This is a genomic window from Imhoffiella purpurea (assembly GCF_000585215.1).
Taxonomy (GTDB): Bacteria; Pseudomonadota; Gammaproteobacteria; order Chromatiales; family Chromatiaceae; genus Imhoffiella; species Imhoffiella purpurea.
In genome coordinates this window covers 22,447-36,310 of record NZ_AONC01000025.1, presented here as the reverse complement: position 1 = coordinate 36,310, position 13,864 = coordinate 22,447, and the positions used below count along the sequence as shown (strand labels likewise).

Here is a 13,864-nt window from a genome sequence, read left to right as displayed (position 1 = left end):
CGCGTCCAGTTTCAAAGCGTCAGCGAACCGAGCCCGGCCTGCTGGGCCAGATCCCCGATCGCCGCGTCGTTCAGGGCCGCTTCGTTCCGCGCCGTCCAGGCATCCTCGTCCCAGAGCTCGAACTTGACGCCCTGGCCCACGAAGGCGACCCGCTTGTCCAAGGCGGCGAAGTCTCGGAGATACTGAGGGATCAGGATTCGGCCTTGGGCGTCGATGTCCACATCCTGTGCATTTCCGACATAGAGACGCTGGAGAGAGCGAGCAGTGGGATCGAGAGCGGGGAGCGCGGCGAACTTGCGCTCGATGACTTCCCATTCAGGCTCCGGATAGAGCAGAAGACAGCGATCGCGGTCCACCGTGACGACCAAATGCGAGCCGCACATCTCCTGCAAACGCTCGCGATGCCTGGAAGGAATCGCGAGACGTCCCTTGACATCCAGATTGACGATGGAAACCCCCCGGAACACCAGCGCCCCCCATGGCACGTCGCCTCTGGCGGTTTACCCCCCGTTTCCCCACTCTCTCCCACTTGGTGTCCATGTTAGAGGTGGGAATGGGCATCGTCAAGAAACCCTCGAGCTTTAATTCTTGACAGTCAGCAACTTAGAGGCGGAAGTTAGGCACGGACACTAACTTCGACAAAGACCACTAATTTCAAACAGGTGGGAAAAAAAGCTGATGTTGCGACACAGCAAGAACGGCTAAGTCACAGACAACTTTCGGAGTGTTCCGGCGAGGGTTCGAGCGAAGGGAGAAATGCACTGGCAAGGGAGGGAGTCAGCCGATAAGCCGGGTTCTGTCGAAGGACAACCATTCATCTGGGACATGCGTCGCCGCATGCCTCGAGCGACCTACCCGGGAACGCACGCGGGCCGCGCGCCGCAGCCTGAGCTGCCGTTCCCCTATTTGGTCTTGCTCCGGGTGGGGTTTACCCTGCCACTGATGTTGCCACCAGCGCGGTGCGCTCTTACCGCACCATTTCACCCTTACCTCCCGCAACGAATGCGGGATCGGCGGTATCTTTTCTGTGGCACTTTCCGTGGACTCGCGCCCCCCAGGCGTTACCTGGCACCCTGCCCTATGGAGCCCGGACTTTCCTCCCCGTCCCGATCGGAACGGAGCGGTTGCCTGGCTGACTCCCAGCCGCGCAGTATACATGAATCGGCCAACCATCCGACCGGCGGATTCTACCTCGCGGCTTTGCACCTCCACCCTCGGGGGTAAGCGCAAAGCCTCAATCCGCATCCCCCAGGCCGAGTTCGAGTCCGAGACGATAGAGACGATTCTTCTTCGCCCCGGTCAGACGCGCGGCCAAGGCCGCCGACTGGCTCAAGGGCAGCGACTCGGACAGGATACGCAGGACCCGCTCCTGCTCGGCCAAACCCGCGTCCTCTCCGTCCGAGCCGCGCCCCTCGACCAGGATCACCAGCTCGCCCAGCTGCTGCTCCTCGTCCTCCTCCACGCGCCTGGCGAGTTCCGAGGCCGAACCGAAGAGAAAGGTCTCGAAGCGCTTGGTCAGCTCGCGGGCAAGGACGACGCGCCGCGAATCGCCCAAGGTCTCGGCCAGGTCGGCGAGCGTCGCCACCGCGCGCCTGCCGCTTTCGTAGAGGATGAGGGTTCCAGGCTCATCGGCGACCCCATCGAGCCAGGTCCGCCGTTGCGGCTTGGAGCGCGGCGGAAAACCGAGAAAGAGGAAACGGTCGCTCGGCAGCCCGGCCGCCGACAGGGCGCAGATCGCGGCACTGGGACCGGGAATGGGCACCACGGATAGGTTCCGCTCGCGCGCGGCGCTGACCAGGCTGTAGCCCGGGTCGCTGACGAGCGGGGTCCCGGCATCCGACACCAGAGCCAGGTTGCGCCCCTGCTCGAGTTCGGCCAGCAGCCGGCGCGAGACGCTCGTCTCGTTGTGATCGTGATAGGACACCAGGGTCGCCGAAATGCCGCAATGATTCAGCAGACGCAGTGTCTGACGCGTATCCTCGGCGGCGATCAAATCGACCTCGGCCAATATCTTACGGGCACGCTCGGACATATCCGCAAGATTGCCGATCGGCGTTGCGACCACGTATAGTACCCCACGAGTTTGCTGCATTTTACGCTCCCGACAGCCCTACGAACGGAACGGAATCATGCCCGAGAATCGCGTTGCGCGTCCGCATCTGTCCAGTGTCTGGTGGCTCATGGCACTCGTCGCAGCGGCGCTCCTGTCCGCTTGCGCCCTCAATCCGACCTTCGACGAATCCCGGATACTGGCCGGGGTGGCCGAATCCGAACTGGAGCAGACGGCCGCCATCGAGGCCAAGGGCAAGAAGATCGAGGCGGCCGAGCGCTATCTGCAGCTCGCCTCCCGAGCCCAGCCGCCCGCACGCGCGCAACTGCAATTGAAGGCGCTCCATGCCTATGTATCCGGAGGTCGCACGGACGAGGCTCGGGGATTGATCGATACCCTGTCGGCCGGTCCGCTCATGCCGATCCAGCGCCAGCTGATGCTGCTCGAACAGGCCGACCTGGCGATGCTGACGAGCCACCCCAGCGAGTCGATCGCGCTCCTCGAGCGCATGCGGTCGAGCGCGCTACCCAGGGATCTGGCCGCCCGCAGGCTCAGGACCCTCGCCTCCGCACAGCGTCTCGCCGACCAGCCGGTCCAGGCCGCCGAGTCGCTCGCCGAGTTGGACCGAATTCTAGAAAGCAAGGATAAGCGGCTGGAAAATCAGATATTCCTAGTATCCACACTGACCATGCTCACCCAGCCCCAACTGCAGAATCTGTCGAGTCGAGGCAGCCCCGTGAAAGGCTGGGCAGAGATCGCGCTCGCCTTCAAGACGCACGGCAGTTCGCCGGAACGGATCGAATCCGGCTATCGAGCCTGGCGCGGCAAGCATGCCGGACACCCCGCCCTGCCGGGCTTGGGAGAGGCCTATGCCGAGACCCTGAGCGGAGGCTATGCCGAAGGCGACCGGGTGAGCGTCATGCTTCCGCGCAGCGGCCGCTTCGCCGCCGCCGCCAGGGCCGTCAGAAAGGGCATTGAGGCCGCCCGCCGCGCCGACACCGGCGGTCACGCGCCCAAGCTCGACTTCGAAGACAGCTCGAACGTATCCGGGGCGCAGGCCATGCACGCCAGGGCCGTTCGCTCCGGGGCCGACTATGTCATCGGCCCTCTGCAGAAACCCGCGGTGAATACGCTTTTGGGCACGCGCCACCTGAGCATCCCGACCCTGGCCCTGAATCAGGCGACGCGCTCCAACCGGCGCGCCGAGAATCTCTTCCAGTTCGCATTGTCTCCAGAAAACGAGGCGAGCGAGGCCGCGACCGCCTCCTTCACGGCCGGTGCCAAACGCGCCCTCATACTCTATCCCGCGGGTGCCTGGGGCAACCGCATGGCCTCGGCCTTCCGCCGACAATGGCGCAACCTCGGCGGAACGCTGGCCGGACAGGCGACCTACGACCCCAGCAAGACGAACCATGACGCGATCCTGACCAGGCTTCTGACCGACTCCGACCCGGATGTACTCTTCCTGGTCGCGACCGCCGAATCGGCCCGCCATCTCTACCCGCGGATCCAGCAGACCGCCTCCAAGCCACTGAGGGTGATCTCGACCTCCCACGTCTATTCCGGCGCTTTCGATCCGTCGCGGGACAAGCCGCTGATCGGACTCTATTTCGTCGACATCCCCTGGATGCTGGATACCGAGGCGAACGGACCGCTGTCGCGGCGCACACTCATGGGCGCCTCCGCGAACGCGGCGGATCCACTGGCACGGCTCTACGCGATGGGGATCGATGCCTATCGGCTGGCGCCCCGACTGACCGACCTGTCCAAGAACCCGGCCGCCTATTACCCTGGCCAGACGGGCGGACTCTCGCTGGACAAGCTCGGCCGGATCAAGCGCCAGCTCGCCCTCGGACAGTTCACCCCCGAAGGCCCGCGCTTCGCCGACACCAGCGGCGGCCAATAGCGCAGAGGCCCGCTCGCCTGGCCGCGCGCCGGCCCGGGGAGAGATCTGAGGCACGCCATGAAGGCGAAGCATGACACCAGGGAGATCGGAACCGAGGCGGAACGCCTCGCCGAGTCCTTCCTGATCGCACGCAATCTCAGGCCGATCGCGCGAAACCACCGCTGCCGCTACGGCGAGATCGATCTCGTCATGCGCGATGGTGCGGTCCTGGTCTTCGTTGAGGTACGATTCCGACGCTCCGATCGCTACGGCAGTGCCGCGGAAACCGTCGACCGACGCAAGCAGAAACGCCTCATCACGGCGGCCAGACATTACCTCAAGATCAATCCGAGCAACTCACCCTGCCGCTTCGATGTCATCGCCATCGACGGACACCATCGAATCCACTGGATCCAACATGCCTTCGCCCTCGACTCGACATAGAGCGCCCACTGCAGCAACCGACCTCATGGACACCATGACGGCATGGATTCCGTCACGCCGAACCCGCCATGCCGTGTTGCTGGCATCGAGCCTCGTCGCATCCTCCCTCGCCGGTTGCGGCCCCGTGATCGTCGGCGGAGCCGCGGTCGGCGCCTCGGCGCTCTACGACAGACGCGAGCATCAGGTCTTCCTCGCCGATCAGGAGATCGAGCTGCGGGCCATCCATGCCCTGCAGCAGGACAGATCGATCGAGGGTCACTCCGGAATCTCGGTCACCAGCTACAACAAGACCGTTCTGCTGACCGGCCAGGCCGAATCCGAGGAGGTCGCCCGGCACGCGACCCAGCTCGTCAGTCTCATCGCCGGCGTCAAACGGGTGATCGACGAGATCAGCATCGGACCCAATATCAGCCTGTCCCGGGAGTCGGAGGACCTCTACATCACCTCCCGCGCCAAGCTGGCCCTGACCGGGATCGATCTCCCCGACTTCAACCCGACGCGCGTCAAGGTCGTCACCGAGAACGGCGTCGTCTATCTGCTCGGACTCGTCACCCCGGAGGAAGCGGATGCCGCGACCGAAAAGGTGCGCTACGTTCCGGGCGTCGAGCGCGTGGTCAAGCTCTTTGAATACAGATAATCCCATCCCCGAGCTCAGCGGCGGTCTGCGCCGATCCCTCGCCGGGATCGCCGGCGACGGCGGACTGCTCACCGACCCGGCGGACTGCTGGCCCTACGGCTACGACAACAGCCGGCGCCATGCCCTGCCGCAGGCCGTGATGTTCGCCACCGACGAGTCCCAGGTCGTCGCGCTGGTAGCGCTCTGCCGCGATGCCGGCATCCCTCTGACGGCACGCGGACGGGGCACGGGCACGACCGGCGCCACGGTCCCGGACAGAGGTGGCATCGTGCTCTCCTTCGAGCGCATGGACAGCATCCTGCGCATCCTGCCGAACGACCGTCTGGCGATCGTCCAGCCCGGCGTCCTCAACGCCCAGCTGCAGCAGGCGGTCGGAGACCTGGGCTTCTTCTGGCCGCCCGACCCCACGAGCGCGGCGACCTGCACCATCGGCGGCAATCTCGCCTACAACTCGGCCGGCCCGAGGGCGGTGAAATACGGCACCGCGCGCGAGAGCACCTTGGGACTGCGGGTGGTGACGGGCCGGGGCGAGTCGCTGCGCACCGGCGTCATGACCACCAAGGGGGTAGTCGGATACGATCTCACGCGGCTCGTCATCGGCTCCGAGGGCACGCTCGCGCTCATCACCGAGGCCACGCTCAAGCTGACCCCCTTGCCCGAGACCAAGCGCACCCTGCGCGCGACCTACGGCGACATCCACAGCGCGGCCGCGGCCGTGTCGGCCATCATGGCCCAACCCATCATCCCCTGCGCGCTGGAGTTCATGGACGGATCGGCGATCGAGATGGTCCGTCACTATGCCGAATTCGATCTGCCGGACGGCGCCGGCGCCGTGCTCATGATCGAGCTCGACGGATCGGCCGCCTGCATCGAGGAATCGGTCTCGGCGATCGGCGAGGTGGCCCGCAATCCGGGCCTGCTGGAGCTGCGACGCGCCGAGAGCAAGGAGGAGATCGCGGCCCTGTGGAAGACGCGCAAGGCGCTGTCGCCGACGCTGCGTCACATCGCGCCCAAGAAGATCAACGAGGACGTGGTGGTGCCGGTCTCGCGCATGGGCGAGTTCATCGAAGGGCTCGAGCGTCTGTCGCGGACGACCGGCATCCGCATCGTCAATTTCGGCCATGCCGGAAACGGCAACATCCATGTCAATCTGCTGATCGACCCGGACGACCCGGACGAGGTCGCGCGTGCCGCCGAGTGTCTGGACGCGGTCTTCGCTCTGGTGCTGAGTCTGGACGGGACCCTATCGGGCGAGCACGGCGTGGGGATCGAGAAGCGCGACTTCGTCGGTCAGGAGCTGGATCCGGCGGCGCTCGCGCTCATGACGGAGATCAAGCGCTGCTTCGATCCGGCCGGGATCCTGAATGTCGGCAAGGGATTCCCTCAAGGCTGAGAACCGAGCCCGTCAGGGCTCGTGCGACTCACTTGCCGGGCCGCACCAGGGCGCCCAGCCCGACCGCCTCGAGCGCATCCAGCAGCAGTCTGCGGACCGCTCCGGCGTCCTCGCACTCGAGCGCGACCCTCAGCACCTCGCGTGCCCGCGCCCGGCTGATGCTGCGGATGACCCGCTTGACCCGCAGCAGACCGCCGGCCCCCATGCTGAGGCTGTGCACCCCCATGCCGAGCAGCAGGAAGGTCGCCAGCGGATCGCCCGCCATCTCTCCACAGACGCTCACCTCGCGGCCGTGCAGCCTGGCCCCGGTCAGGATCTGCAGCAGGGCGCGCAGGACCGCCGGGTGATATTCGTTGTAGAGCTTGGCGACATGGGGATTGTTGCGGTCGACGGCCAGCAGATACTGGGTCAGGTCGTTGGTGCCGACCGAGAGGAAATCGACCCGCCGTGCCAGCGCCTCGGTCTGATAGACGGCGGCCGGCACCTCGATCATGACGCCGATCGGCGGCATCTTGACCTGATAGCCCTCCTCGAGCAGCTCGTCGTGGGCGCGCTGGATCAGCAGCAGGGCGTCGTCCACCTCGCCGACCGTGCTGATCATGGGCAGCAGCAGACGCAGATTGTCGAGCCCGATCGCCGCGCGCAGGATGGCGCGCACCTGGGTCAGGAAGATCTCGGGCTGATCGAGGGTGATGCGGATACCGCGCCATCCCAGGAAGGGATTGGCCTCCTGCATCGGGAAATAGGGCAGCGGCTTGTCGCCGCCGATGTCCAGGGTACGGATGGTGACCGGACGCGGAGCGAACAGCTCCAGCACGTGCCGATAGTTCTCCATCTGGGCCGCCTCGCCCGGAAAGCTGTCGCGCACGATGAAGGGCAGTTCGGTGCGGTAGAGCCCCACGCCTCCGGACTCCTCGATCCCCAGCGGACGCGCCTCGGACACCAGCCCCGTATTGAGATAGAGCGGAATCAGATAGCCGTCGGTGGTCTCGGCCGGCAGGTGGCGCAGGGTCTGCAGCTCGTTGGTCAGGGCCGCGTCGTCCTCGGCGAGCCGCTGGTACTCGAAACGCACGGCCGGCCCCGGCGAGACGTAGACACGGCCGCGGTAGCCGTCCACCACCATCTCGCGCCCCTCGATCCGGCTGACCGGCAGGTCCGAGACGCCCATCGCGGCCGGCACGCCCATGCCGCGGGCGAGGATGCCGACGTGGGAGGACCCGGACCCGGTCGTCGAGACGATGCCGACCAGACGCTCGCGCGGGACGTCGGCGATCTGCATGGCGCTGATCTCGTCGCCGACCAGGATGGTCTGGGCGGGATACTGGATGGGCGCGGCGGTCTGATTCTGCAGATGCATGAGGATGCATCGCCCCAGATCGCGCACGTCCGAGGCACGCTCGCGCAGATAGGCGTCGTCCATGTTGTCGAACACCTTGGCATGCTCGGCGATGGTCTCGCGCAGGGCACCGGGCGCCCAGTTGCCTCCGCTGATGCGCGACAGAGTGCCGTCGATCAGGGTGTCGCTTTCGAGCATGAGGCGCCAGGCGTCGAAGAGCGCCATGTCCTCGGCGCTCAGATGCACCTGGGTGCGAGCCGCGAAGCGGTCCAGATCCCGGGCCACATCATCGACGGCACGGCGGAAGTCGCGCATCTCGGCATCCGGATCGTCCGGACGCCGATCCGGAACCGCGTTGAGATCGGCCGGCGGATAGACGACCACGGCCATGCCGATACCGATCCCCGGAGAGGCGGCCAGGCCCGGCAGGAAGCGCTGGGGGATGCCATCGTCCTGGAGTCGGGCCAGCTCGCCGCTGGTGCGCGCGAAGGTGATGGCCCCGGCCAGCTGGGAGGCCAGGGTCATGACGAAGGTGACCTCGTCCTCCCCGAAATGACGACGGCGGCGCTGGCGCAGCACCAGGACCCCCAGAACCTTGCGGTTCTGGATGATGGGCGCGCCGAGGAAGCCGTGATAGCGCTCCTCGCCCGTGTCGATGATGCATTCGTAGCGCGGATGGTTGGCCGCGTCGTCCAGGTTGATGGGTTCGGCCCGCTCGCTCACCAGGCCGATCAGACCACGCCCCATTTCGAGCCGAACCCGACCCACCGCATCGGCGCGCAGCCCCTCGGTCGCCTGCAGGACATGGCGGTGATTCTCGAAATCGTTGAGATAGACCGAACAGACGTCGGCCCCCACGGCCTGCTTGACCCGGCCGACGATGATGTTCAACGCCTGCTCGAGATCCTGGGCGTTGTTGACCTCCTGCACGATACGCCGAAGCGACTCCAGCATGTTCGAGGGAGGGGCCTGAAGGGAGCTCGCCGTGGGCGAGACCGCTTGCTTGATTGGAGAGGGCTCGGACAAACTCGCGCCTGGAATCAGCTAATGGGAAAAGGTGGCCGCCGCGACATAGGGGTGGCGGCCGTTCGGTCGAGCCGGACGGGGCGGCTGGGCACCCCGCAGCGACCGGACGAGGCATGAAGGATCCAGCCCCAAGCCGCAGCACTCATGTGCAGCGCTGCCGCATCATTCTAGCGCCCCTGGCATATTGGGCCTCGCGCATCGGGGCACCCTCCGGATAGAGGATGGGCGCCAGCTCTTCGAGCGCCTGAAGATAGACATGGCGTTTGAAGTAGACCACCTCGTTCAGGGGCTGCCAGTATCTCACCCAGCGCCAGGCATCGAACTCCGGCTTGTCGGTGTGGTCGAGACAGAAGGCATCCTCCCCGCAGTGCACCCGCAGCATGAACCAGATCTGTTTCTGGCCGATGCAGGTCGGGCCGCAATGCCGACGAATATAGCGCTTGGGGAGATGATAGCGCAGCCAGCCGCGCGTATAGCCGAGGATGGTGACCTGCTGCTCCTGCAGTCCGACCTCCTCCTCGAGCTCTCGGAACATCGCCTCCTCCGGGCTCTCGTTCGGGTTGATGCCCCCCTGGGGAAATTGCCACGCGTTCTGGCCAACGCGGCGCCCCCAGAATAGGCGCCGATCCTGATTGCTCAGGATGATGCCGACGTTGGGTCTGAAGCCGTCATGGTCGATCAAAGGGTGTCATCCAGTTGGCATTTTCCGACCAATTCTTCCATATCAGGCTCGTCCCCGGCAAGCGAACGAACTCATTAAGCGATTGCCAATCAACGGCTTGGTCGCACAGATTGAAGAAGTGCGCAAAATAACACGCCCGAGCGACCGCCCGCGCGATCCAATTCCTTGAAACGCGCGGCCAAATCCGCGAGCATCGACGCAGATCGGGACCATGCCGCACGCATCGATGCCCGCGAACAGACAAGTCTTCAGAATAGGTTAGTACATGGCTCTGGCAATCTTCGATCTCGACAACACCTTGCTCGACGGCGACTCCGATCATCTCTGGGGACGCTTCCTCGCCGCGCGCGGGATCGTGGACGGCGAGCACTACGACCGCGAGAACGAGCGCTTCTATGCCGATTACCAGGCCGGCACATTGGACATCGACGCCTTTCTCCGCTTCTCGCTCAGACCGCTGCGCGACAACCCCAGACAGGAGATGGAGGCGCTGCGCGAGGATTTCATGGCCGAGCAGATCGAGCCCATCATGCTCCGCTCGGCCAGGGCACTGATCGAGCGCCATCGCGAGGCCGGCGACACCCTGCTCATCGTCACCGCGACCAACGCCTTCGTCACGGCCCCGATCGCCGAGCGGTTCGGCGTGCCGCACCTGATCGCGACGGAGCCCGCGCTGCATGGAGGACACTATACCGGCGAGGTCGCAGGCATACCCGCATTCCGCGAGGGCAAGGTCATCCGATTGGAGGAATGGCTGGCGGAACGGGATCTGGATCTGGACGGAAGCGCCTTCTACAGCGATTCCCACAACGACCTGCCCCTGCTCGAACGCGTGACGCACCCGGTTGCCGTGGACCCGGATCCCCGGCTGCGCGCGACCGCCGCCTCCAGGGGCTGGCGGATCCTCTCGCTGCGGGACTGAAACCGAACGGCCGGCGAGCCGCCGGGCATCCTTCACCAGGCCGTCATGCGCTACACATCAAGCTGACATAGTCGCGAAATACCATAACCCTCTACTTGCTGAACAACTGTCGAGGGTTCTCAATGGCCGTGTCTGCCTCTGCCCAGGTCGCCCCGCGCGGTGAGCGACTGTTCGTCGAGCTCGCAACCTCCGAGCAGGAGATCCGCGAGGCGCAAGCCCTGCGCTATCACGTCTTCGGCGAGGAGATGGGCGCCAAGCTGAAGGGCACCGCCGGGCTCGACATCGATGAATTCGACCACTACTGCCAGCACCTCCTGGTCCGCGAGACCAAGAGTGGACGCGTGGTCGGCTGCACCCGTATCCTGACCGACGTCCAGGCCGACCGGCTCGGCCGTTTCTATTCGGAGAGCGAGTTCGAGCTCGCCCCCATCCGAACCCTGCAGGGACGTCTGCTCGAGGTCGGACGCACCTGTATCGCACCCGAGTTCAGACAGGGCTCGGCCATCGCCGTCCTCTGGTCGGGCCTGGCCGGATTCATCCATCTGCACGGATTCGATTATCTCTTCGGATGCGCCAGCGTGCCGCTCGGCGAGCAGGACATCCAGGCCGCCGCGATCATGAACCGGATACGCCGCCAGGCCATGGGACCCGAGCATCTGCGCGTCACACCGCGCTCGCCACTGCTCACCACCCACGCACCGGACGACAATCTCGACGCCCCCTTGCCGGCACTGCTGCGCGCCTATATCCGATTGGGAGCCAAGGCCTGCGGAGAGCCCTGCCGGGATCCCGACTTCGGGGTCGGAGACGTGCTGATGCTGCTCAACGTGGACGAGCTCAATCCGGCGTATTCGCGCCATTTCCTGGAACGCCTTACCCAACGATGAGGGGCTGATGGTCGGAAGATCGATTTGGAGGAGCCTGAGGGTCGTGGAGCACCTGACCACGGGTGCCCTGATCGCGCTCTACGTGAGTCTGCGCTATCGCAGAGACGGACGCCCGGAGTGGCTGCCGACGGTCACGTCCTGGTGGCATGCCAGGCTGTGCGCCGCGCTCGGCATCGAGATCTCCGTTCGCGGACGCCTGGAGCCCGGCTGCCTGCTGGTCGCCAATCACATCTCCTGGCTCGACATTCCGATCATCGGCGGACAGGGCGAGATCGGCTTCCTGTCCAAGGCCGAGGTACGAACCTGGCCCCTGATCGGCTGGATGGCCGAGATCGCGGGAACCCTCTTCATCGCGCGCGGCGGCAACCAGACGCTGAACATCGCCTCCCGGATCGCCGGTCTCCTCGCCTCCGGTCGCACCCTGGTGATCTTCCCCGAAGGCACCACGACCGACGGGAGCGAGGTTCTCCGCTTCCACCCCCGTCTGTTCGGAATCGCCCAGGACGCGGGTCCGAGGATACAGCCGGTCGCGATCGGCTATCACCAGGGATCCGATCCAAGGCCCGAGACGCGGGCGGCCTATATCGGCGAAGACACCCTGGTGGCCAGCCTCTGGCGCATCCTGCGTCATCCGAATCTGGTCGCCGATATCCAGCTGTTGGAACCGATCCAGGCGGACGCGAACGAATCCAGGCGCGCCTTGGCCGAGCGCACCCATGCCGCGATCCTCGGCGCGCTCGATCCCGTGCGCGGCGAACGAAAGCAGACGCCCGAAGAGACCCCGAACACCTGTATCGAGGAGATGGATCTCGAGCCAAGACCGGCCTTCATCCCATGATGTCCGCTCAACGCACCCCAGACGCCCCGCCCCCGTCCGCAACCCTGCGGATCGCGGTCGTCACCGAGACCTATCCGCCAGAAATCAACGGCGTCGCGAACACCATGCGGCATCTCGCCGAGGGACTGGCCAACCGGGGCCACCGCATCGAGCTCGTCCGCCCCAGACAGACGAAGGATCCCCGAAAACCCGAGGGCACCGATATCGAGCTGATGCTGGTTCCCGGACTCCCGATCCCCGGCTATCGCGGTCTCAGATTCGGGCTTCCGGTCTATTGGCGCCTGCGACGCCATTGGCATCGCCAGCGGCCGAGCCTCATCTACATCGCCACCCAGGGACCACTGGGCCATGCCGCCCTCTCGGCCGCCCAGGCACTGGGGATTCCAACGATCACCGGCTTCCATACCCAGTTCCATCAATACAGCCGGCATTACGGCCTGGGACTGCTGACACGCCCCATCGCCGGGACGCTGCGCCATTTCCACAACCGCTCGGACACGACCCTGGTACCGACCGCCGAGCTCAAGACCGAGCTCTCGGTGGAAGGCTTCAACAATCTGCATATCTTCGGCAGGGGCGTGGATGTCGACCAATTCTCCCCCAGCTGGCGCAGTACCGAGCTGCGTCGCGCCTGGGGTTGCGGCGACGAGGATCTGGCCGTGGTCTATGTCGGGCGCATCGCGGCGGAGAAGAATCTCGATCTGGCACGCGAGGCCTTCCAGGCCATCCGGGCCGACCGCTCCAACGTGCGCTTCGTGCTGGTCGGAGACGGTCCGGAGGCGGCCAGCATGCAGCGCGAGCATCCCGAGTTCATCTTCGTCGGGGCCAAGGTCGGAGCCGAACTTTCGGCGCACTACGCCTCCGGCGATCTCTTCCTGTTCCCCAGCCTGACCGAAACCTTCGGCAACGTGGTCACCGAGGCCATGGCGAGCGGACTACCCGTCATCGCCTTCGACTATGCGGCGGCCCATGCCCACATCCAGCCTTGGAAGAACGGCGTGACCGTTCCCATGGACGATCGAGCGGCCTTCGTCGCCGCCAGCCGCGACCTGGCAAGCGATCGAGAGCGGCTGCGCCGAATGGGAGAGGCCGCGCGAGCAACGGCCGAGGACATCAGCTGGGACCGAGTTCTTGGCGGGGTCGAGGAACGTCTCTTCGAAGTGATCCACCGACAGCGTGGAACGGAGGCTCGTCATGCAAGTATGGCTGCAACACCTGAATGAAATCGAGGCGCCGGTCTGCCGCCTCTGGAGTCGCTCGGGCCAACGTCACTGGATCCAGCGACCTTTCGCCATCGTCAGCCGTCTCGGCGACGGGGTCTTCTGGTACAGCCTCATGGCCGTACTGCCTCTGATCTATGGGTTGGAGGGCGCTCAGGCCAGCCTGCACATGCTGGCGACCGGCGGTATCGCACTCATCCTCTACAAATCCCTGAAGGGCTTCACGCGCCGCGAGCGCCCCTGCCGCTACGCGAGCGACATCGTCGCGCCGGTCGCGCCGCTGGACCGCTACAGCTTTCCCTCGGGGCACACGCTCCACGCGGTCAGTTTCTCGACCGTGGCCATCTACTATATCCCTGAACTCGCCTGGATCCTGGTGCCCTTCACCTGCCTCGTCGCCACCTCGCGCGTGATCCTGGGTCTGCACTATCCCAGCGACGTCCTGGTCGCCACCCTGATCGGCCTGGGGCTGGCCTACGCGGGCATCACGCTGGTCGTCTGAGCGGCCAGCGGCCAGCGGCCAGCGGCCAGCGGCCAGCGGCCA

The 13,864-nt window shown here is 65.7% G+C and carries 13 protein-coding genes and 1 other RNA gene; 9 read left to right on the top strand and 5 right to left on the bottom strand.

Annotated features, from left to right (window positions below; translation table 11 throughout):
- Positions 1-11: 11 nt before the first annotated feature.
- From mraZ to rsmI, 3 genes are all read right to left on the bottom strand, one after another.
- Positions 12-467, bottom strand: a complete 456-nt coding sequence (gene mraZ, locus D779_RS08160; RefSeq protein WP_043752333.1) for a division/cell wall cluster transcriptional repressor MraZ — start codon at positions 465-467, stop codon at positions 12-14.
- A gap of 302 nt (positions 468-769) precedes the next feature.
- An RNA gene (gene rnpB / locus D779_RS21060) (RNase P RNA component class A) lies at positions 770-1,140 on the bottom strand.
- Positions 1,141-1,234: 94 nt separating this feature from the next.
- Entirely contained in the window at positions 1,235-2,092 is an 858-nt protein-coding gene (gene rsmI / locus D779_RS08155; RefSeq protein ID WP_043752330.1) for a 16S rRNA (cytidine(1402)-2'-O)-methyltransferase, read from the bottom strand.
- Between the two features lie 37 nt (positions 2,093-2,129).
- Between rsmI and D779_RS08150 the strand changes: the two genes are divergently transcribed.
- The 4 genes from D779_RS08150 to D779_RS08135 all read left to right on the top strand — a co-directional run bounded on the left by D779_RS08150 (position 2,130) and on the right by D779_RS08135 (position 6,409).
- Positions 2,130-3,956 carry a penicillin-binding protein activator gene (locus D779_RS08150; RefSeq protein ID WP_043752327.1) on the top strand — a complete coding sequence of 609 codons (1,827 nt, stop codon included), beginning with the start codon at positions 2,130-2,132 and terminating at the stop codon, positions 3,954-3,956.
- A gap of 57 nt (positions 3,957-4,013) precedes the next feature.
- Positions 4,014-4,379, top strand: coding sequence for a YraN family protein (locus tag D779_RS08145; protein WP_043752324.1), 366 nt, complete (start codon positions 4,014-4,016; stop codon positions 4,377-4,379).
- A 73-nt stretch (positions 4,380-4,452) separates the two neighbouring features.
- A complete protein-coding gene (locus D779_RS08140) occupies positions 4,453-5,016 on the top strand; it encodes a BON domain-containing protein (RefSeq protein ID WP_232424121.1) in 564 nt (187 codons plus the stop codon).
- Complete coding sequence (locus D779_RS08135) at positions 5,003-6,409, top strand: FAD-binding oxidoreductase (protein WP_081763405.1); 1,407 nt, start codon at positions 5,003-5,005, stop codon at positions 6,407-6,409. Before D779_RS08140 ends, D779_RS08135 begins: the two co-directional genes overlap by 14 nt.
- Before the next feature lie 28 nt (positions 6,410-6,437).
- Here the strand turns inward: D779_RS08135 and ptsP are convergent, their stop codons facing one another.
- Both ptsP and D779_RS08125 read right to left on the bottom strand, forming a co-directional pair.
- Positions 6,438-8,699 carry a phosphoenolpyruvate--protein phosphotransferase gene (gene ptsP, locus D779_RS08130; RefSeq protein WP_043752319.1) on the bottom strand — a complete coding sequence of 754 codons (2,262 nt, stop codon included), beginning with the start codon at positions 8,697-8,699 and terminating at the stop codon, positions 6,438-6,440.
- Between the two features lie 214 nt (positions 8,700-8,913).
- A complete protein-coding gene (locus D779_RS08125; RefSeq protein WP_043752315.1) occupies positions 8,914-9,453 on the bottom strand; it encodes an RNA pyrophosphohydrolase in 540 nt (179 codons plus the stop codon).
- Positions 9,454-9,718: 265 nt separating this feature from the next.
- Here D779_RS08125 and D779_RS08120 point away from each other — a divergent pair, with 265 nt between their 5' ends.
- From D779_RS08120 to D779_RS08100, 5 genes are all read left to right on the top strand, one after another.
- Positions 9,719-10,375, top strand: coding sequence for a histidinol-phosphatase (locus tag D779_RS08120; protein ID WP_043752312.1), 657 nt, complete (start codon positions 9,719-9,721; stop codon positions 10,373-10,375).
- Between the two features lie 122 nt (positions 10,376-10,497).
- Positions 10,498-11,262, top strand: coding sequence for a GNAT family N-acetyltransferase (locus D779_RS08115; RefSeq protein ID WP_043752309.1), 765 nt, complete (start codon positions 10,498-10,500; stop codon positions 11,260-11,262).
- Between the two features lie 43 nt (positions 11,263-11,305).
- Positions 11,306-12,100: a lysophospholipid acyltransferase family protein gene (locus D779_RS08110; RefSeq protein ID WP_232424120.1), complete on the top strand. Its 795-nt coding sequence runs from the start codon at positions 11,306-11,308 to the stop codon at positions 12,098-12,100.
- Positions 12,097-13,323, top strand: coding sequence for a glycosyltransferase family 4 protein (locus D779_RS08105; RefSeq protein ID WP_043752304.1), 1,227 nt, complete (start codon positions 12,097-12,099; stop codon positions 13,321-13,323). Before D779_RS08110 ends, D779_RS08105 begins: the two co-directional genes overlap by 4 nt.
- Positions 13,295-13,822, top strand: a complete 528-nt coding sequence (locus D779_RS08100) for a phosphatase PAP2 family protein (RefSeq protein ID WP_043752300.1) — start codon at positions 13,295-13,297, stop codon at positions 13,820-13,822. Before D779_RS08105 ends, D779_RS08100 begins: the two co-directional genes overlap by 29 nt.
- Positions 13,823-13,864: the final 42 nt, after the last annotated feature.